Here is a 19110-nt window from a genome sequence, read left to right as displayed (position 1 = left end):
GCCCTGGGAGGCAAAAACTAGCAAACGATTTTGTTCCACAATGAGTTACTTTTAGAAATTATTACTATCGATGCAAGGAAATTTATTGCCCCATGATGGAGAAATGTATTTGTTTGATCGCTTTTTTGAGGCGGAATCGGCCGATCGGTACCTGTTGCGGCTGAAGGAAATGCCCGGATGGAAACAGGAACCCATCCGCATGTTTGGCAAGCAAGTATTGCAGCCACGGTTGACTGCTTTCTGCGGCATTAACGATACTTCCTATGCCTATTCTGGCATTCGGATGCATCCTCAACCCATGACCGACGAATTGCTGAGCATCCTTCAAAAAATAGAACAGTTTTCCCAACTTTCCTTCACGCATGTATTGCTCAATTGGTACAGAAACGGGGCAGACAGCATGGGTTGGCACCGGGACAACGAGGCCTCACTGGGTACGGACCCGGCGATCGCTTCGGTTAGCTTTGGAGAACCCCGGACATTTCAGGTACGGTGCAAGAAAAATCCCAGCGAAAGGCTTTCGCTGATCCTCCCCCACGGTAGCCTGTTGCTGATGAAGGGAGCCATGCAGACCCATTGGGAACACTGCCTTCCAAAAACCAGGCGCTCGACCGGGGACCGTATCAATTTGACCTTTCGAAAGGTTTTTTGATTTGCAACGTTTTACTGTCGGTTTCAGGAAATACCGGTTGATTCCACGCAAACCGGAAATCGTTGTTGGATGGGTAGTTATTGATTTCTGAAAATCCGGTACTGATCGACGATCTCCTGTCGTCCCATTCCCTGGTGTACCAGTAATTGATTCCGGAAGGACATCGGGTTTTTTGTATCGAGCAACAAGGGTTCTTTACCGGGGAAGGCCAGGTTTTGCATGCTATTTTTGGATCGCAGAATCCATCCCTGATACGAAGGAAGTTTCTCGGGTTCACCCATAATTACGGTACCCGGATCTTCGGGTCCTCCGGCAGTGAGGTTGATCCAGGGTCCTGCCCGAACGGGCAGTTCCTGAGGAAGCACTTTCCCGTTTTCGTCATAAAAACCGGCATTATTTCCAAGGCGTATCCGCGGAGAAAAGCCTCCATAACCCTTTGCGTCTTCCGAACCACCCAGGCGTATGTTTTTTAGTAAGGGTTTTAATTCGATATCAAACGTGAGCTTATAGGCAGCGGAAGAAACCCGTTGGAAGGTAACGATTAAGGTTTCCTGCACCAGATTTTTCTGAATTTTACCGGTACCCTTCCATAAAATAGTCGCCTCCAGGCTAGCTGATCCATTGGGGTTAATGGCGGTTTTTACTTTTTTGACCTCCCAGACAATGTCTTCACATATCCAGGGATCCGCCGCGCGTTGATCGTTGACCCAGAGCTGGTGCCAGGTCCAGAATACTCCCCGGTGATGGGGATGATCTGCCGGGAAATCTTCGGTAATCACTTCTCCCTCCGTATCGTAAAGAGGATGGATATAGTTGGCACGGGGGTACAATCCATCCAGGCTTTTCGTCGCGGTCTGGTAAAAATATCGGGGTTGGCCTTCCTCTAGCAGCATCCAGCCCTCTGCTTGTTTTTCGAACATTAGTTGTTGTCCGGTCGATTCGAATGCAAGTAGCAGCGAAAAAAGAAACAGGTAAGCGTAGGCAACGGGGCGCAGTAGGGGAGTGAACATAGGCAGGGAATTCTTTGCTTAACGCCTAAAAATACGGGATTGCCGGGAATTAACCTAGTAGCTGATAAACCACAAAAGCGGAAAAAGTACACTTTTCCCGCTTTTGTGGTAGGTATTGCCAGGGCTATTTCCTTGAAATGGCCTTTTTAGCGGCTTTTACGATGTTCTCGGCATTCAATCCGTATTTCTCTAACAGGTCCACCGGTTTTCCGGATTCGCCAAAGGAATCGTCGACACCAATGAATTCCTGGGGAACGGGGTTGTTTCGTACCAGCGTCTGGGCGATGCTGTCGCCCAATCCACCGTTCAACTGGTGTTCTTCGGCCGTCACCACGCAGCCGGTTTTAGCTACCGATGCAAGTACGGCAGCAGTATCCAGCGGCTTGATGGTGTGGATATTGATAAGTTCAACGGAGATACCCTCCGCGCGGAGCATGGCTTCTGCTACCACCGCTTCCCAAACAAGGTGTCCGGTAGCAAAGATACTCACATCGGAGCCTTCGACCATTTTCCAGGCTTTTCCTATTTCGAAGGGCTGATTTGCAGGGGTAAAGATAGGCCAGCTAGGTCTACCAAAACGCAGATAAACCGGTCCCTCGTGCTCCGCAATGGCGATGGTCGCTGCTTTGGTTTGGTTGTAATCGCAAGGATTGATGACCGTCATGTTGGGCAACATTTTCATCATACCCAGGTCTTCCAGGATTTGGTGCGTGGCTCCGTCTTCTCCCAGGGTAAGGCCGGCATGAGAGGCGCATATCTTCACGTTTTTTTCCGAATACGCGATGGATTGGCGGATTTGATCGTAGACCCTGCCGGTGGAGAAGTTAGCAAACGTTCCCGTGTAAGGGATTTTACCACCGATGGTCAATCCAGCCGCCATGCCCATCATGTTGGCCTCAGAGATGCCCACCTGAAAAAACCGATCGGGAAACTCTTTTTGAAAGGCCCCCATCTTTAGCGAACCGATCAGGTCGGCACAAAGGCCAACCACATTTTTGTTTTTCTTGCCCACTTCTAGTAATCCGTCTCCGAAACCGGAGCGCGTGTCTTTTTTTTCCGTGTAGGTATATTTGGTATCGAGTGTCTTTTCCATTCTTTTACTGCATTTAATCTAAGCTTTCCGGGATCAATAATCGCCCAGTGTTTCTTCCAATTGTCCCAGGGCTTTTTCAAGTTGCTCGTCGTTGGGGGCGACGCCGTGCCATTTGTGGGTTCCTACCATAAAATCCACTCCATAGCCCATGTCGGTGTGCAACAGGTTGAGTACCGGTTTTCCACGACCCAGAAGGCCTTTTGCTTTTTCCAGGGAGGCGATGACCTCGGCAATATCATTGCCATTTTTTGTCACGATCACCTCCCAGCCAAAAGCTTCCCATTTGGCTTTCAGATCGAGCAGGTTCATGACTTCCCGGGTAGGGCCGTCAATTTGCTGTCCATTTACATCGATGGATGCGATGAGGTTATCCACGCCGTGGTGGGGAGCACACATGGCCGCTTCCCATATCTGTCCCTCTTGCTGCTCACCATCACCCATTAATGCATAGACCAGTCGGTCGTCGCCATTTAGCTTTTTGGCCAGGGCCGCGCCAATGGCAACGGACAATCCCTGTCCCAAGGAACCGGAGGCTACCCGGATGCCTGGCAAGCCCTCCTCCGTGGCAGGATGTCCTTGCAGGCGGCTATTGATTTTCCGAAAGGTTTTTAACTCCGCCGTATCAAAATACCCACTTCTGGAAAGCACACTGTACCATACCGGAGAGATATGCCCGTTAGAGAGGAAAAATAAATCTTCGCCAATTCCATCCGGGTCAAAGGAATTGGAATGCTTCATTTGGTCAAAATACAAGGCGACAAAAAATTCGGTGCAACCCAGAGAAGCACCCGGGTGCCCCGATTGACAGGCATGCACCATGCGCAAAATGTCTCGTCGTACCTGAGAGCAGATGGCTTGCAATTGTTCGGTTGAGTGTTTTTCCATTGATTTGGAATTAGTTAAGTATTTGATTGGTATGTTCTTTGGTTTTTACTTTTTCAATCACCTCTTCGATGATGCCCTCTTCATTGATGACAAAGGTGGTTCGAGCCGTGCCCATGTACTTTCTACCGTACATACTTTTTTCTACCCAGGTGCCGTATTTTTCATGAACACTTTTGTCTTCATCGGCAATCAATGAAAAGGGTAAGGCATGTTTTTCGATAAATTTTAAATGTGATTTTGCCGAGTCCGAACTGATACCCAGTACCACGTAGCCCGCTTGTTGAAGTGCCTCGTAATTGTCCCGCAAATTACAGGCTTGCGTCGTGCAGCCGGGCGTATTGTCTTTGGGATAAAAATACAAGACCACCTTTTTGCCTTTAAAATCGGAAAGCTTAATGGGGTTTCCATGCTGGTCTACGGATTCAAAATCCGGCGCTTTTTGGCCTTTTTCTAGTGACATGATGCCTGTTTTTTTCGGTTGGTTAATTGATTTGATGCCCTAAATATCGGAATAAATTAAATTTTTCCCCTATAAATGGCTTCGTTATTTGCCCGGTCTCGAACTTTTAAAAGCACTTCCCCTTTCAATACTTTGCCTGCTGGAGGGTCGGATCGTATCAGGGATTGCTTGTGTTCGTACCGCAACTGTATCCACTGCCCATCTACCCAGGCATTGAAGTCTTCGATTCCTGACAGCTCGTCCCGGATGCCAAAACGCAATTCCCGGTTGTTTACCCGGATGGGTCGAATACTGGGAGGCAGGGAGTCCCTGGCCAGCACAAACTTGCCACCATTTCGTGTAGAAAACCGAACCCGGTCACCCTCCCAATCGCCACCCAGGAAACTCTTGTAGCCGTTTTCGTGCAGCAGGTATACCTGCGTTTGTGCTTTGTTTCCCTTGAATTCCGGAAAAGACAGTTGCACATGCATGGAATTCCACAGGTAGGTATAGGGATCGTTGATCGCAAGGCCGGGAAAGCCGTCCTCCCAAAACGGTTGAAGCCTTAGGTAAAGGTCGTCGAAGAGCGTTTCTTTCTCAAACTGAATGTGTACCTGTCCGTCATCGAAATGGATTTCTTTACCTGCGGGAATGCGGCCATTTATTTCCGGAACGATGGTTTCCGAACAAAGGTCTACGGAATCGGGAATTCCCAGTTGCATGTCCCATAGGTAGGTGCGCTTGTTGGTACCCTCGTACGCATAGGGTATTTCCACGCTGTACCCGTGCACATAAAATCTGGCCAGGCTTCCCTGACCCTGTACCGGAGCATGGACGATCAACTGGTTTTCACGGTATTCCACAGATTGCCTTCCAGAGGTACCATTGTACCTTCCCAGCTGCCGGGGGGCTTCCTCTCCCAGAAAATTGAGTTCCAATCGGGATTCATTCTGGTAGGCATCCTCCAGGCGCACAGAAATGGATTTTGCTTCTCCAGGAAGGGCAGAAACGGCTCCGCTAAATGCGGTATCAGGTTCGTAAAACGCAAATTGATTGGCCGGCAACTTGTACAGGCGGGTGTACCGGTTGCGGTAGGTATGCAACAGGATGTGGCGTCCCAGACGAAAATCCACTTGGTTGACCTCGGAACGAAAAATCCGCTGCGTTCCGTCAAAAAGTTCGTAAATGGGAAATCCGTTTCGGTTGTACATTTCATCGAGTTGGTCGTAGGCCCAGAGCTCGATGCCTACTTTGCCAGAAATGCGGATGGTTTCCGCCACCTGGAAGGCTCCATTGCGGTAGGTCAGGTAGAATTCCTGCCGCTCAAACAAGCCATTCACCCGGCTATCTGCATCCAGGGGGCTGATGGCTACCCTGCGAACAATGGGGGAGGTGCTGTCTTTTATTTCGGAAAAGCCAGCGTGCAGGGGATCAATGGCCCGATCCAGGGAATCCCGAATCTCAAAATGCAGGTGGGGACCACCCGAACTTCCCGTATTGCCGGAATAGGCAATAACATCTCCCTGCCTGACGGAGAGCTCCCCGGGTTCCGGAAAATACTCCCACTCGTTTTGTTTGACCTCGTACAATTTCGCTTTCATGGCACTGGCCAGCGGTTCTTCCAGTTCGCGCAGATGGGCGTATACAGTCGAAGTTCCATTGGGATGCTTGAGGTAGACCACGTTGCCGTAGCCAAAAGAGGAAATTTTCATGCGGGATACGTAGCCATCTGCAGCCGCATATACGGGAAGGCCCTGTCTTCCTTCGGTTTTGATATCCAATCCGGTATGGAAATGATTGGAGCGAATTTCACTCATGTTTCCCGCCAGGAAATTCCGTTGCCCCGGTTTAATGGGAAAGAGGTAGTAATTCCTTTCCGTCTGCGAAAAGAAGGCAAATGCCGTAACGAATAAAAAGAGTAGCGTGCGGGATTTATTTAATTTCAACTTCGAGTAATTTTTCTTGCTCCACATAGGCCTCCAACCGATCTCCAATGGTTACTTTTCCTACACCGGCCGGCGTACCGGTGAAAATGAGGTCTCCCGTCTTCAGGGTAAAAAACCGCGACACGTAGGACAAAATCACATCAAAGGGAAAAATCAACAGGGAGGTATTTCCTGTTTGCCGGCGTTCTCCATTTATGTTCAGGTGAAAATTGATGTTGCTGACGTCGGGGAAATCGCTTACCGGTCGAAATGCGCCCACGGGGGCAGACCCATTGAAAGCCTTGGCGATTTCCCAGGGTAGACCTTTTTCCTTGCATTTTTGCTGCAGGTCGCGGGCAGTAAAATCGATGCCAACACCGATTTCGTCGTAGTAGGTATGAGCAAATTTTCGGTCGATGTACTTGCCCTCTTTTTTTATTTTCAGGACCAATTCGACTTCGTGGTGGATATCCTGGGAAAAGTCCGGATGGTAGAAGGGGGCGTTGTCTTTAAGCAAAGCAGTATCCGGTTTCATAAAAACCACCGGTTCCGACGGTTTTTCGTTTTTCAACTCTTCGATATGCGCGGCATAATTGCGGCCGATGGCGATTATTTTCATAGGTAACAGCGTGAACGAGCTACAAATAAACGCATATTCGTAGGATTTCAAAAGCCGAAATACGTGATTGGTGGCGCTGCCCGGAAAAGCCGATGAGGATAGGCTGCTGGCTCAAAATCGGTTAGCCTGGGAAGCCGAAAAAAATGCGGATTTTTCGAGAATTGATTTTGTTAAATTGGGGAATATTGGTTTATATTTGCGTCACTGTTCGCCGAAAGGTGGCGGAATTTAGTTGAGCTTCAAACCATTTAGAGAGTTGGGTGAGTGGCTTAAACCAGCAGTTTGCTAAACTGTCGTACGTCTAACAGCGTACCGGGGGTTCGAATCCCCCACTCTCTACGGAAGACCCTTTACAAAGCAAAAACAATGCATTGTACAGGGTTTTTTTCTTAGTGAAAGGGTCCGTTTTTGATTAATTCGATCAACTGTAATCACCTTTCCCAACTCATTTTAATGGATCAAGCGAAGGCTGAGTGGCTGAAACCATCCGCCGCGGCGGATAAACTGTCGTACGTCTAACAGCGTACCGGGGGTTCGAATCCCCCACTCTCTACGGAAGACCCTTTACAAAGCAAAAACAATGCATTGTACAGGGTTTTTTTCTTAGTGAAAGGGTCCGTTTTTGATTAATTCGATCAACTGTAATCACCTTTCCCAACTCATTTTAATGGATCAAGCGAAGGCTGAGTGGCTTAAACCATCCGCCGCGGCGGATAAACTGTCGTACGTCTAACAGCGTACCGGGGGTTCGAATCCCCCACTCTCTACGGAAGGCCCTGTACAAAGCAAAAACAATGCATTGTACAGGGTTTTTTTCTTAGTGAAAGGGTCCGTTTTTGATTAATTCGATCAACTGTAATCACCTTTCCCAACTCATTTTAATGGATCAAGCGAAGGCTGAGTGGCTGAAACCATCCGCCGCGGCGGATAAACTGTCGTACGTCTAACAGCGTACCGGGGGTTCGAATCCCCCACTCTCTACGGAAGGCCCTGTACAAAGCAAAAACAATGCATTGTACAGGTTTTTTTTCTTAGTGAAAGGGTCCGTTTTTGATTAATTCGATCAACTGTAATCACCTTTCCCAACTCATTTTAATGGATCAAGCGAAGGCTGAGTGGCTTAAACCATCCGCCGCGGCGGATAAACTGTCGTACGTCTAACAGCGTACCGGGGGTTCGAATCCCCCACTCTCTACGGAAGGCCCTGTACAAAGCAAAAACAATGCATTGTACAGGGTTTTTTTCTTAGTGAAAGGGTCCGTTTTTGATTAATTCGATCAACTGTAATCACCTTTCCCAACTCATTTTAATGGATCAAGCGAAGGCTGAGTGGCTTAAACCATCCGCCGCGGCGGATAAACTGTCGTACGTCTAACAGCGTACCGGGGGTTCGAATCCCCCACTCTCTACGGAAGGCCCTGTACAAAGCAAAAACAATGCATTGTACAGGGTTTTTTTCTTAGTGAAAGGGTCCGTTTTTGATTAATTCGATCAACTGTAATCACCTTTCCCAACTCATTTTAATGGATCAAGCGAAGGCTGAGTGGCTGAAACCATCCGCCGCGGCGGATAAACTGTCGTACGTCTAACAGCGTACCGGGGGTTCGAATCCCCCACTCTCTACGGAAGGCCCTGTACAAAGCAAAAACAATGCATTGTACAGGGTTTTTTTCTTAGTGAAAGGGTCCGTTTTTGATTAATTCGATCAACTGTAATCACCTTTCCCAACTCATTTTAATGGATCAAGCGAAGGCTGAGTGGCTGAAACCATCCGCCGCGGCGGATAAACTGTCGTACGTCTAACAGCGTACCGGGGGGTTCGAATCCCCCACTCTCTACGGAAGACCCTGTACAAAGCAGAAAGAATGCGTTGTACAGGGTTTTTTTCTTACTGAATGGGGCCGTTTCGATGAATTCGATGAGCTGTGATCACCTTTTAATGCGATACCTAGTGAAGGATGAGTGGCTGAAACCATTTATTTGACCCACCGAAACATGATCCTGTCGGAGAAACTGCTAACAACCTAATTTTGACTTTTTTTTGCGTACCTGGAATATGCCGTTCAACATACATCCCATAAACGGGTCGGTTAGTTTTCGACAAACGGTCGTAGCCTACACCGGTAATACGGATGGATGTTCTCCAATACCGATGGACGCTGCCAGAAAGATGTGGACGATTATGGGACTGCACGCAAGCTAATTTCCGGAACTTTCTGTTCGGTCAACGGCGCAATTCCGGAGTATTTGGTTTAAATTTACAATCTTTCTGATATCCCGCCCCATGATAAAATTTATTCAAACAACTGCTTTACTACTTGTTTTGGCCCTGACTTCCTACGCAGAGGCCCAAACCTTTCGTATTTTCGAGAAACCAATCCTTTTTAACGAGAAACGACAACAACTATCTTTGGAATACCTGGAGAAAAGGCACGGTATCCGTCAGGAAACCGCGACGATCGAGCCCAAAATGGTGGTTGTGCATTGGACAGCCGTCTATTCTTTGGAGGCAACCTTTGATGTTTTTAATCCGGTGCAACTGGCTGGCAGGCCCGAACTTACCTCCGCAAGCCGGCTGAATATTTCTGCGCATTTCCTGGTAGATCGGGACGGGACAATTTTTAGACTTCTTCCGGATACTACCTTTGCCAGGCATACCATTGGACTTAATTACATGGCCATTGGTATCGAAAACATCGGCGGTCCGGCTGCACCTTTGACGAGGGCCCAGCTCAAGGCAAACGCTGAATTAATCCGTTACCTGCGTAAAAAACACGAGATCGAATACCTTATCGGCCATCATGAGTACGATGTTTTCCAAGGAAGCCCTCTTTGGAAAGAATCTGACCCAAACTACATCACCCAAAAACAAGATCCCGGAGACAGGTTCATGAAACGCCTACGGAAAGAACTGTCCGATCTTTCCTTTAAGAGCAGGCCTGAACGGTAACTTTCCCATTGATGCACAAAAACGTGGATAGTAGAAGAGTCACTTTTTTATACATTCTGCTTGGAAATGGCTTTTCGTTTCGTAAATTCAATAGCTGATTTACCATTCATTCGCTGGTCCTTAGGTTTACACCACAGGTTCTTATGAAACAGAATCGATTATTTCACCCAACGAGTGGCCTTGCTTCATTCAGGGGGCTGATTTCAAAGAAGTTTCGATCCGCATTCGTTCAAAACCAAGTTCTAAAAACCTGGGTGACGGGTTTTTTCCGACTAAATATCTTCAACACCGGCATCTTTTTTTTCCTTCTTGCGCTGATGTTTGCTTGCCAACCAACGGAAGCGCCTGACCCTGACGTAGACGAGGAGGAACCTATTGAGGAAGAGGTTCCGGCAAGTAATCTCTCGACCGGTTTTTTGGTCACCGGTGACATGAGGGATAACAAACTTCCGATCAATGGGGTAGCCACTTTCCGGCTCAATGTAGTGGGTCATGAAGGCGACCTGGACGAGCTGCAATACCGATGGACATTGACCGAGGAACGGGCACAGATGCAGGATGCCGGTATAGCCCTAACCAACCCTACGGTAGCGGGAAGGGTAATGAACTGTGTAGGTGTGAGGGAAGGCGAAGAAACGATCACGGTAGAAATACTGGACGCCGAGGGCAAAGTGCTTGCAGAAAGGTCTGCTGATTTTGATATCGCTGGTTTCATCGATCCTGATTTGGCAAGAGGTTGCTTCGACCAGCCCAAAATCATTTACCATTACGAGATAGATACCTACGTGATGAACTTTGATGGCAGCGGCCGGGAGAGCATCTTCAACAGTGGCAATCTGCCTGCTTTAGACATTTCACCAAATGGAGAGTGGATCGCCTATCAGAAAAACTTTAGTTGGATTAATGGAGACTCTGTAAATTATACGGGCATGGTCCTTAGACGCTGTAGCTCAACCGAAGAGATCCTGATCCCATCCGATGGTACGCGGTGGCCCGGGCACACCTGGCAAACCCTTTATGACACCGGTAGGCCTCGTTTTTCCAAGGACAGCAAGACCGTTTACTTCATGCGGTACAACCCTGCGCAGGGTTATGATTCTAGCAAACCCGGTGTCGTTGGCGTTGGAAATGAGTACAAATACCGAGACCTGGCCGCCTACGACATCGAATCCGGAACCTGGCGCTACCTTACGGAGCACTGGAAGGAAGAATCACAGGTCATTGACTTTGTGGTGTCCCCGGCAACAGGTGAGATCATTTACTCTCATGCTAAAACCGGTGAGTTTGAGAGGCTTCGATTCCTAAACCCAGAGACGGGCGCTGCTCGTGATTTCATCGACATAAGCGCTCGGGGTATCTGGGTCGATCAGCCGGCCATTTCACCGGATGGCAAGGACCTTATTTTCATAAGTGGAACCCAGGGGACAGCAGGTATCTACCGGCTCGAACTTACCGACGGCGCCCAACCGATCGAGCTTTACCGCTTTGATCCTCGCTATACCGGGTTCGGGTATCCTCACTACTATGCAGGTGGTACCCGCATTATCATGAATGGCTATCACGACCAGGATAACAGTAACCTCTGGAGTATCGATGCCAACGGCAACGACCTACAGATGGTCACCGATACGCCGGGAGACGAACTTATGATTGGGGTATTGCACTAGGCCAGTGGGCTACTTGCATGCTTGGCAATTTTTGACAGAAGGTGCGTGTGAAACTTGAGAGTAATAGCTATCAAAATACTTAGCGGGATATTTTTCTGTACTAGGCTGGTGTAACAACAAAACAAAGATGGTCCGGGCTGTCTGTAAAAAGTTGTACGAATGGAAACCAATCGAAAATCGTTTTTCCGGAGGAATGGATGCAATCCAATGTCGGTGCATGTAGCTTTTTACCATTGATTCCTTATCTTTAATTCGTACCTTAAAAAAAAATCCCGGTTCCAGCTCCGGCTGTCAGCTTGGTGGCCCAAGACGGCTATTCGTTGCTCCATCGATGAAAAACCGTGCTCACGAATTCGCATGTGCTGGCATAGGTTTGAGTCTGAGACGCCCGGGCTTCTCCGAAATCCGTCACCCGTCACGGGGGTTTTATGTAAACAACCCTGCTGGTTGAAAATAGCGAAACAGGGAAGGTTAACCGGGAAACCGATACTAGTTCAAAAAAAATCAGGCGGCTGTCACAAGCTACGATCCACCATAAAACGAAACATCTCCTATGGATATCCTTAACAATCTCCCCTCGCAAAAGGGACGCGTCATTATAGTCACAGGGGCCAACGCGGGTCTGGGCTACGAGACCACATTGGCATTGGCTCTAAAAGGGGCACGGGTCATTATGGCTTGCCGTAACATTTCCAAAGCTCGCAAGGCCCGGGAAGCCCTTCGTAAGGAAGTGCCCGAAGCCGAGCTGGACATCATGGAGCTGGACCTGAGTAGCCTGCAGTCGGTCCGAAACATGGCTGCCGAATTTCAGACAGCCTACGAGCGGTTGGACGTGCTGATCAACAATGCCGGGGTAATGATGCCGCCTTATACCCGAACGGAAGAGGGTTTCGAACTACAGTTTGTGTCCAATTACCTGGGGCACTTTTTGTTGACCGGCCTTCTGCTTCCAAACCTGCTAAAAACACCGGCATCGAGAATCGTTTCCTTAAGTTCCATTATCCACAAACGCGGGCAAATCAATTTTGAGGACCTCCAAAGCGAAAAAAGCTATTCGGCACAAAACGCGTACGCCCAATCAAAATTGGCCTGTTTGCTGTATGCGTACGAATTACAGCGGAGACTGGAAAAGGCCGGACATACCGACACGCTTTCCACCGCAGCCCATCCTGGGGTGGCTACAACGGAGTTGGGCAGACATTTGCCCCGCTTGCTATTTACGATACTGTCCAATACCATCGGTCCATTCTTCACCCACAGCTCTCGTGAAGGCGCCAAGCCCAGTCTTCTGGCCGCAATAGGCGAGACAACCGGGGGAGACTATTTTGGGCCGACGGGCTTTAGGGAACTCAAAGGGAAACCGGGTAGAGCCAGCAGCTCGGATTTGTCAAAAGACGAGACCTTGGGCAAGCGTTTATGGGAAGTATCCGAGAAGTTGGTTGGCCTTTCCTACCTGTAAACAGCGCCCTAGGGCAGATCCGAACCGGACACAACGAGAGGGCAATCGACGCCATGGCATGAACGACAGGTAAATACTACCCGAGAAACCGAAAATCGTTCTGTGGCACCAAATCCTTGCTACCCATACCGATGAAATCCTACACCTACTCCCATCAATTTGTTGCCGTAAGCCGGGGATCAGGTGGCCGCATTTCTTCTGTATTTGCTTTCATACGGGTATTTCATTTTCCTGCGCCTCTTGGAATCATTTCTCCTTGAAATGCATGAGGCAGCAGGATGCCACTTCAAGGGGTACAGCTAATCGGGAACCCGATAGAGCAGGCAAATGCGCGGATCCAGCCTTCTCTGCCTGCGCAGTCGAACGAATCCTTGCATTTCCTTCAAGCCAATTTCCCGGTGTTGGGGGCAGATTTCGTGGACTTTCGGTAAATTGTACTTATAAACGACGTTCAACTGAACACGGCCTCGATTCGCCTGAGTCAAAAAAAGCATACAATGGAAAAACGATTCGATCTGATAGTCGTAGGGGCAGGCATCATGGGTACCTTCCATGCCTATCATGCCCTTGAAATGGGCTTGCGTGTCGCCCTTCTTGAAAAAGACAGTTCCCCTCGGGGAGCATCGGTCCGAAATTTCGGACAAGTGATTCCCTCCGGCCTGGCCGGTAGGTGGTTTGACTTCGGGTGTAGCAGTCTGGACATTTATCGTACACTCAAACATACCGCGGGAATCCAGGTACGCGAACAGGGTTCGGTATACCTGGCCTCCGATGCAGACGAAGTACAGCTTCTGCATGAGCTACAGGCACACTACGATACCAAAGGATATCCCTGTACGCTTTTGTCCGGTAATAATCTGCTAAAAAATTACCCGTTCATTAGAAGCAGCTACGCCAGGGAGGCCTTGTATTTTCCGCAAGAGCTCAGCTTGGAGCCGGAACGCCTGCTTACTCAAGTTCACAGCTACCTGAAAAGTCGCTTTCCAGACTTCTGCTTGCAGTTCCGATCCCCTGTTACCCGCTGTTTCGACTCCAACAGTGGGGCAACAGTAACGGTGCATGGCGCGGAGTGGGTAGCAGATAAAGTGATCATCTGCAATGGAGCAGAGGTTGATCTCCTTTTTCCGGAACGTTTTTTCGCTCCGGGGCGGCAGGTATGCAAGCTACAAATGATGCGCACCCATCCGAACCATAAGGTAGCGTTATCAGGAAATATTCTTACCGGTCTTTCCATACGGAGGTACGAAAGTTTCGCACATCATTGCCCGTCTTTTCCAAAGCTTCGACCGGTACAAAGGTACCGAACCTTGCAGCAGCACGGCATTCATCTCCTTTTCAAACAAGCGTTGGATGGCAGCTTGCTGATTGGAGACTCTCATCGGTATGCCCATCCAAGCCAAATCGCTACGCTGGGTTATTCAATTGATCTGGAGGTAAATGAACTTATCCTGCAAGAGGCAAACCGCATCGTCGAAATTGATCTACGACGCATTGCGTCCACCTGGATTGGATACTACTACCTGAGTACGCAGACAGGCATCGTGGAAGACGCAGTATCGAAAAACATATACATCCGTACAGGGATGGGTGGCAAAGGCATGACCACCGGGATTGGCTACACCCTTGCAAGTCTGCAGGAAATTATGAATTGACCCGAAATACGCAAAAGACCTTCTATTACTTAGAGAAACCCCCTTCAAAACCAGTCAGGTCGTTGCTATTTTCGACTTCACCATAGCGCTGTGGTGACTCATTCTTCAAACAGGCTGAATTTCTACTGGTGGTTACATCCCACAGGACGAACCCCATTGCCTATTTCGGGTTGAAAAGAGGGGGTGGTATCAAGTTGGCAGTAAAACGCTGCTTACCAAGGTCGGTCCCGATAACTAACAGATTTTTTACGTTCCAATCGCTTCGGTTCTTTTCGGATACCCCAGGCAAACCGTACCTCGTTATCCTGGATATCCGATTTTTCCAAAAGTCTTGGTTCAATGGGTCGGCATTTGCTGTAGTACAGCCACCGATCTGCGTTCGCGCCAAAACAACGAAACGTTCTACTTGCCGGCAATAACCATATTTACCAGGAAGCTGTCAAAGGCGATACCTACCCATTAAAAAATCCCACGCCAGACCATCTGACGTGGGCGTGTTTTTTATTTTACGTGTAACCTGCCTCGTGTTATTTTTTCGCCAACAATACTTCCGCATGTACGGCTACTTCGCTCCAGGTTTTGCTAATGCCATCGGCACCGGTGTGCAAGGCTTCACAGGCTTTATTGATGGAAGCCACGGCTCCCAATGCATCCCAATTGGCTAGCTCCATGACTCCGTCAAAAACGTACTTGCTGTCGTTTACTACCGTATAGGTCAGGGGGATGGATTCTGTTTTCCCGTTCAAACTCACGTCAATGGCACACTGCTTGTCAGGACCTACCTTAAATACTCCGGAGATCAATTCTGTATTTTCCATGAATCCAAAGAAAAACTCCAGAATCTTTGGGTCTCGGGTGCCGGTAGGATCGTTTGTAAACAAGCTACTCACCGGAATACTGAATTCTGTTCCGTCCATGGCTTCCAGGGCGGTACTTCCTGAACCCAAATCACCAATAGAAATGCTGGTAAACTGACCGCCCACCGGTACTTTGTCGGTGGTCTTGTAGGCAACAAAGCTTACTTTTGTGGAATCCTGCACCAGGGTAAAGCTGGCATCGCTGGTCGAAGTCTCTTGTTCTGCTACTTTCGTAGCATTGTTGCAACTAAAAGCAGCAAGCAATGCTAGGCTGCCAGCAACGAGGGATAGTTTTTTCATGGTATTTCGTATGTAATGAATGTATAAATGGATGATCAAATAAGAACCCACTGAAGTACTCAACTGATTTGCGCAGGAAGGGCCTGCCCAACCGATAAAGAACCGCGTAATTGGCACGTTTTTGGACCCCAGGGCATAGAAGCCACCCCCGGATCTACTGCTGCTACTTCCTGCGTCGTTTTTTTCCAGCGTAAAGGAATTCCAGTAAGTGGATTAGCTGATTTGCCTCTGTCTTGGTAATCCCCATGTCTTTCAAGTCTTCCATGGCGGTCTCCCGGAGATTGATAAGCTCGATGGTTTTTCCCGATTTCTTGGCCGCATAGGCTGCCTCAATAGAGGAATAAATGTTTCCTTCGGTATCGCAATGTACAATAACCTCGTCGGATTTCAACAAATCAGCGTAGGTAGCGACGAACTCTTGTATTTCAGTCATGACAAATTTTTATAATAAAATCCTAAAATACGCTTTGTGCGAGTTATATTCAAACAAACAATGGAAAATCGACCTCCGGAGCATGAAATAGCTGGCCTTCGTGGCCGGGTAGCCCGATGGGTTTCCGGGGAATAAGCTTTTGGCAAAAAATGAAATCACTACCTACCCGCTTTGTATACGCGTTGCTGCTATCTTTTAGCCATCATACCTTGCCGGCGCAGTCTGCAGCGCCAATTTCGGGGAGTATTTTGGCAAAGAGTCATTGCGGGACTTGCCATGCGTATCCGTCCCCATCCCTTTTGCCCAAAGAGGTATGGAAAAAACAGGTCTTGCCCCAGATGGCTGCGTTAATGGGGGACAGGGCCGCCCAGCAGCGTCTGGGGGTATGGAAGGACCGGCCGGCCGAAGAGATCGCCATTCGTAAAAAACTGGGCGTATACCCCGCAAGTAGCTTGCTTTCGCCAAAGGATTTCCAGGCGATCGAGGATTTTTACCTGACCGAAGCCCCCACGACTTTGCCCAGGCAGTCTCCTAAAGTGAGACCGGAACCACTGGTTGGCTTTACTACAAAAAAGCTATTTATTGAGGGTATTCAAGGTCCGAAAACCAGTCTGGTAGCCATCAACGAAGAACGAGGGGAACTGCTGCTCTCGGATGCAGGTACCGGCCAGCTGTACGCGGTAGCACCAAACAACGAGTTATTCACCCTACCGTCCATTGGCAGCCCGGCCGTACATTTCCTACGAAAAGCGCCAAATGTCTACCAGTTCATTACCATTGGGTCCATTGCACCAAGTGATCTGTCCCAGGGGGCACTGTACGAAATGGATATTCCCGGCAACGCATGGAGCGGTGTTCTGGACCAATTGCCGCGACCGGTCTACGGGGATTGGGCGGATCTCAACGAAGACGGTCGACCTGATTTTTTACTTTGTAATTTTGGGCACAACGGGGGAAATCTCTCCCTCTATTGGGGCGGTGATTTTTCAGCAAAGCCGATTCAACTGGGAGGGTCCGGCGCACGAAAAGTCGAAATCTGCGACCTCAATCGAGATGGGAAACCGGATATTGTCGCGCTGTTTTGCCAGGGAAACGAACGGCTATCCGTTTTTTACAATCGGGGAAAGGGTCAGTTTGAACACGAAAAAATATTGCTGCAATTTTCTCCCGTGATGGGTAGCAGCTATTTTGAACTGCAGGACCTCAATGGGGACGGGGAGTTGGACCTGCTCATCAGCAATGGTGACAATTGGGACTATTCCTCGGTATCAAAACCCTACCACGGATTTCGGGTCTATGAAAATACGGGTAACGGGGAATTTAAGGAATCTTGGTTTTTTCCACAATATGGCGCAGCGAAAATCATGTCGATTGACTTCGATGGAGACGGAGATAAGGACCTGGCTACGATCGCATTTTACGACGAGTTGGAACAGCCGGAACATCAATTTCTTCTATTTGAAAATCAAGGCAACCTACAGTTTGCCCCTCACTATCTCCAAGAAGCGGCCCTAGGAAAATGGTTGACCATGGATGTAGGGGATGTAGACGGAGATGGAGACAAAGACATTGTGTTAGGCGCCTACACGCATAACCTGCTGGAGTATTCAAACCTTTTGCTTCGGGGAATCGACGAAATTCCGACCGCTTTAATTCTGGAAAACGGCCGGAAGTGAAGAAATCGCCTGTAATTTTCAACCGAGGGTCCGAAGTATCTCCCGTTTCTTCTCCCGGCTCGTATAGTTTAGGATCAAACGGTGTGTCCCGGTGTTGATACCGAAGAAAGTGAGAAAATTACCCGTTTTTTACAACTACCCAACCGCTACTTCCATCGAATGTTGGTTTACGCAGCGCTGAGGTTTGTAAGCCTTTCGGATAAACCGCCCCCGAACCAACCGTTTCAATCCAGTACCCAGGTAATTTCGACGTTCTGTCGGCCCCATTCTTTTGCCCGCTGAACGTTCTCACCCATATAGATGTCGATCTTCTTTTTCCAACGTTTGTTCATTTTATCCAGTACCCGATAGGTTCCGGGAAGGCCCGAAATTCGCAACTCGGAGCCGTGTTCGATACCTTCTTCCTTCAAAAGATCCCTGGATACCGCGACCGCCTTCATTCCTGGTCTGAGTTTGTCTCCCCAGGCGGCGGTCTCTGCGTCTCCTTTCTTGGTCTGACTTTCCACGGAATTGTAGGCGGTAGCCGTCACTTCGAGCGTCTTCGTTTCGGTACAAGCCACCAGTGTGAATAAAAGAAAGGAAAGGATGTAATGAGCCAATTTCATGTCGGTTGGGTTGATTGGAGCGCAATTAGAATGGATCTCGCAGGCTTGATATCCCAGCATTCGGATAAGATTCTCGTGCTGCTCGGTTTTGGCGCAGGTTTGATCATTCGGAAGGATTTCTGCAAACGGGAGATCCGGAATAGTTACGAGAGCTAACAAAAAACACCCGCAGGGAACCCGTTTCCAAGCCGCCTTTCGATGATCCCTCTAGGGATTAGTAACAGAAAAATCGGAAAAATCGTTTCCAGGCCTCTTCGCAGGCTTGCGACCATTCCCATAGGGCGGATCGATGACATTTTTGTTTTTGTACGATATAAGTGTGTTAAAGTACGGCTTGTTTTGGCTTTTTACTGAAATTCCGAGATTCCCATGGAGGCTATTTGGATCAATGGAAGTTTTTATGGTATATTCCTGCAATTTTCTGAATCATGCAGTCGTATACTTTTAGAAACCTTAGCCAGGCATTGCAGGAGGCCAAGTTGCGGTACCTGGAGACCACGACCGGGAGGGCCCTGCGCCCTGACTATTGGGCAGGCTTGGTTCTTCTTGGAGATCCCGTGGCCATCGCTGGTCTCCGTCACCACAGTAGCTGGAAAGGGTGGCAATGGGGAATCGCCGGCTTGTTGCTTGTCGCTCTTATCACGGGCAGGAAAATGTGGCTTTATCGGTACTTGAAAATAGCTAACAAAACAACCCGTTGTGGCACAAAAAACGGAAATTAAAAACTAGAAACTCGTTCCCGACTTCTTCGTTCGTTTTCCTTATAGTCGTAATGCCGCTCATAACAACCGAGAAGTACTGTATGAATACGGTATCGATGCAGGAGAATTAGAAATTTTTGGACCTGAAGAAATCCCTGAGAACACCGATAGACCGTTCGGCAACGCG

Annotated in this window: 16 protein-coding genes and 1 tRNA gene; 8 read left to right on the top strand and 9 right to left on the bottom strand. The window is 48.7% G+C overall.

The features are described 5' to 3' along the window. Positions 1–70: 70 nt before the first annotated feature. Positions 71–652: an alpha-ketoglutarate-dependent dioxygenase AlkB gene (locus tag ABWH99_RS13275; RefSeq protein ID WP_375582337.1), complete on the top strand. Its 582-nt coding sequence runs from the start codon at positions 71–73 to the stop codon at positions 650–652. A 77-nt stretch (positions 653–729) separates the two neighbouring features. Here ABWH99_RS13275 and ABWH99_RS13270 read toward each other — a convergent pair whose 3' ends face one another. The 6 genes from ABWH99_RS13270 to ABWH99_RS13245 all read right to left on the bottom strand — a co-directional run bounded on the left by ABWH99_RS13270 (position 730) and on the right by ABWH99_RS13245 (position 6623). Beyond that, on the bottom strand, positions 730–1662 hold the full coding sequence (locus ABWH99_RS13270) for a DUF6807 family protein (protein WP_375582336.1): 933 nt from the start codon (positions 1660–1662) through the stop codon (positions 730–732). 124 nt (positions 1663–1786) lie between these two features. Further along, the gene (locus ABWH99_RS13265; protein WP_375582335.1) at positions 1787–2755 is read right to left on the bottom strand and encodes a transketolase family protein; all 969 of its coding nucleotides are present in this window, start codon (positions 2753–2755) and stop codon (positions 1787–1789) included. Between the two features lie 33 nt (positions 2756–2788). After that, on the bottom strand, positions 2789–3640 hold the full coding sequence (locus ABWH99_RS13260; protein WP_375582334.1) for a transketolase: 852 nt from the start codon (positions 3638–3640) through the stop codon (positions 2789–2791). 10 nt (positions 3641–3650) lie between these two features. Continuing rightward, positions 3651–4100 (bottom strand): thioredoxin-dependent thiol peroxidase, encoded by a 450-nt coding sequence (bcp, locus tag ABWH99_RS13255; RefSeq protein ID WP_375582333.1) that lies wholly within the window; start codon positions 4098–4100, stop codon positions 3651–3653. A gap of 56 nt (positions 4101–4156) precedes the next feature. Next, positions 4157–6025, bottom strand: coding sequence for a M23 family metallopeptidase (locus ABWH99_RS13250; RefSeq protein WP_375582332.1), 1869 nt, complete (start codon positions 6023–6025; stop codon positions 4157–4159). Further along, positions 6012–6623 carry a fumarylacetoacetate hydrolase family protein gene (locus ABWH99_RS13245; RefSeq protein ID WP_375582331.1) on the bottom strand — a complete coding sequence of 204 codons (612 nt, stop codon included), beginning with the start codon at positions 6621–6623 and terminating at the stop codon, positions 6012–6014. The genes ABWH99_RS13250 and ABWH99_RS13245 overlap by 14 nt, the downstream gene beginning before the upstream one ends. 250 nt (positions 6624–6873) lie before the next feature. On the opposite strand from ABWH99_RS13245, the gene ABWH99_RS13240 reads away from it, so the two are divergent. The 5 genes from ABWH99_RS13240 to ABWH99_RS13220 all read left to right on the top strand — a co-directional run bounded on the left by ABWH99_RS13240 (position 6874) and on the right by ABWH99_RS13220 (position 14351). Then, positions 6874–6962: transfer RNA gene (locus ABWH99_RS13240), tRNA-Ser, on the top strand. Between the two features lie 1945 nt (positions 6963–8907). Continuing rightward, positions 8908–9573, top strand: coding sequence for a peptidoglycan recognition family protein (locus ABWH99_RS13235; protein WP_375582330.1), 666 nt, complete (start codon positions 8908–8910; stop codon positions 9571–9573). Between the two features lie 143 nt (positions 9574–9716). Beyond that, complete coding sequence (locus tag ABWH99_RS13230) at positions 9717–11240, top strand: TolB family protein (RefSeq protein WP_375582329.1); 1524 nt, start codon at positions 9717–9719, stop codon at positions 11238–11240. A 553-nt stretch (positions 11241–11793) separates the two neighbouring features. Continuing rightward, a complete protein-coding gene (locus ABWH99_RS13225; protein ID WP_375582328.1) occupies positions 11794–12699 on the top strand; it encodes an oxidoreductase in 906 nt (301 codons plus the stop codon). Positions 12700–13196: 497 nt separating this feature from the next. Next, positions 13197–14351 carry a TIGR03364 family FAD-dependent oxidoreductase gene (locus tag ABWH99_RS13220; protein ID WP_375582327.1) on the top strand — a complete coding sequence of 385 codons (1155 nt, stop codon included), beginning with the start codon at positions 13197–13199 and terminating at the stop codon, positions 14349–14351. A gap of 527 nt (positions 14352–14878) precedes the next feature. Here the strand turns inward: ABWH99_RS13220 and ABWH99_RS13215 are convergent. Beyond that, complete coding sequence (locus ABWH99_RS13215) at positions 14879–15508, bottom strand: hypothetical protein (protein ID WP_375582326.1); 630 nt, start codon at positions 15506–15508, stop codon at positions 14879–14881. Between the two features lie 163 nt (positions 15509–15671). Then, complete coding sequence (locus tag ABWH99_RS13210) at positions 15672–15941, bottom strand: hypothetical protein (protein ID WP_375582325.1); 270 nt, start codon at positions 15939–15941, stop codon at positions 15672–15674. A gap of 149 nt (positions 15942–16090) precedes the next feature. Here ABWH99_RS13210 and ABWH99_RS13205 point away from each other — a divergent pair, with 149 nt between their 5' ends. Then, positions 16091–17617: an FG-GAP repeat domain-containing protein gene (locus ABWH99_RS13205; protein ID WP_375582324.1), complete on the top strand. Its 1527-nt coding sequence runs from the start codon at positions 16091–16093 to the stop codon at positions 17615–17617. A gap of 224 nt (positions 17618–17841) precedes the next feature. Here the strand turns inward: ABWH99_RS13205 and ABWH99_RS13200 are convergent, their stop codons facing one another. Beyond that, positions 17842–18222 (bottom strand): 3D domain-containing protein, encoded by a 381-nt coding sequence (locus ABWH99_RS13200; protein WP_375582323.1) that lies wholly within the window; start codon positions 18220–18222, stop codon positions 17842–17844. A 428-nt stretch (positions 18223–18650) separates the two neighbouring features. Between ABWH99_RS13200 and ABWH99_RS13195 the strand changes: the two genes are divergently transcribed. Then, positions 18651–18944 carry a hypothetical protein gene (locus tag ABWH99_RS13195; protein WP_375582322.1) on the top strand — a complete coding sequence of 98 codons (294 nt, stop codon included), beginning with the start codon at positions 18651–18653 and terminating at the stop codon, positions 18942–18944. The last annotated feature ends 166 nt before the right edge of the window (positions 18945–19110 follow it).

This window comes from Cyclobacterium xiamenense, from assembly GCF_042140265.1.
GTDB classification, from domain to species: domain Bacteria; phylum Bacteroidota; class Bacteroidia; order Cytophagales; family Cyclobacteriaceae; genus Cyclobacterium; species Cyclobacterium xiamenense_A.
Note: the sequence above shows the minus strand (reverse complement) of the source record. Positions and strands in the feature narration are given on the sequence as shown.

What these genes read in the sequence shown, in the direction of transcription:
- ABWH99_RS13275 (WP_375582337.1), top strand. Translation starts at nt 71, where the DNA reads ATGCAAGGAAATTTATTGCCCCATGATGGAGAAATGTATTTGTTTGAT.
- ABWH99_RS13270 (WP_375582336.1), bottom strand. Translation starts at nt 1,662, where the DNA reads ATGTTCACTCCCCTACTGCGCCCCGTTGCCTACGCTTACCTGTTTCTT.
- ABWH99_RS13265 (WP_375582335.1), bottom strand. Translation starts at nt 2,755, where the DNA reads ATGGAAAAGACACTCGATACCAAATATACCTACACGGAAAAAAAAGAC.
- ABWH99_RS13260 (WP_375582334.1), bottom strand. Translation starts at nt 3,640, where the DNA reads ATGGAAAAACACTCAACCGAACAATTGCAAGCCATCTGCTCTCAGGTA.
- bcp (WP_375582333.1), bottom strand. Translation starts at nt 4,100, where the DNA reads ATGTCACTAGAAAAAGGCCAAAAAGCGCCGGATTTTGAATCCGTAGAC.
- ABWH99_RS13245 (WP_375582331.1), bottom strand. Translation starts at nt 6,623, where the DNA reads ATGAAAATAATCGCCATCGGCCGCAATTATGCCGCGCATATCGAAGAG.
- ABWH99_RS13235 (WP_375582330.1), top strand. Translation starts at nt 8,908, where the DNA reads ATGATAAAATTTATTCAAACAACTGCTTTACTACTTGTTTTGGCCCTG.
- ABWH99_RS13230 (WP_375582329.1), top strand. Translation starts at nt 9,717, where the DNA reads ATGAAACAGAATCGATTATTTCACCCAACGAGTGGCCTTGCTTCATTC.
- ABWH99_RS13225 (WP_375582328.1), top strand. Translation starts at nt 11,794, where the DNA reads ATGGATATCCTTAACAATCTCCCCTCGCAAAAGGGACGCGTCATTATA.
- ABWH99_RS13220 (WP_375582327.1), top strand. Translation starts at nt 13,197, where the DNA reads ATGGAAAAACGATTCGATCTGATAGTCGTAGGGGCAGGCATCATGGGT.
- ABWH99_RS13215 (WP_375582326.1), bottom strand. Translation starts at nt 15,508, where the DNA reads ATGAAAAAACTATCCCTCGTTGCTGGCAGCCTAGCATTGCTTGCTGCT.
- ABWH99_RS13210 (WP_375582325.1), bottom strand. Translation starts at nt 15,941, where the DNA reads ATGACTGAAATACAAGAGTTCGTCGCTACCTACGCTGATTTGTTGAAA.
- ABWH99_RS13205 (WP_375582324.1), top strand. Translation starts at nt 16,091, where the DNA reads ATGAAATCACTACCTACCCGCTTTGTATACGCGTTGCTGCTATCTTTT.
- ABWH99_RS13200 (WP_375582323.1), bottom strand. Translation starts at nt 18,222, where the DNA reads ATGAAATTGGCTCATTACATCCTTTCCTTTCTTTTATTCACACTGGTG.
- ABWH99_RS13195 (WP_375582322.1), top strand. Translation starts at nt 18,651, where the DNA reads ATGCAGTCGTATACTTTTAGAAACCTTAGCCAGGCATTGCAGGAGGCC.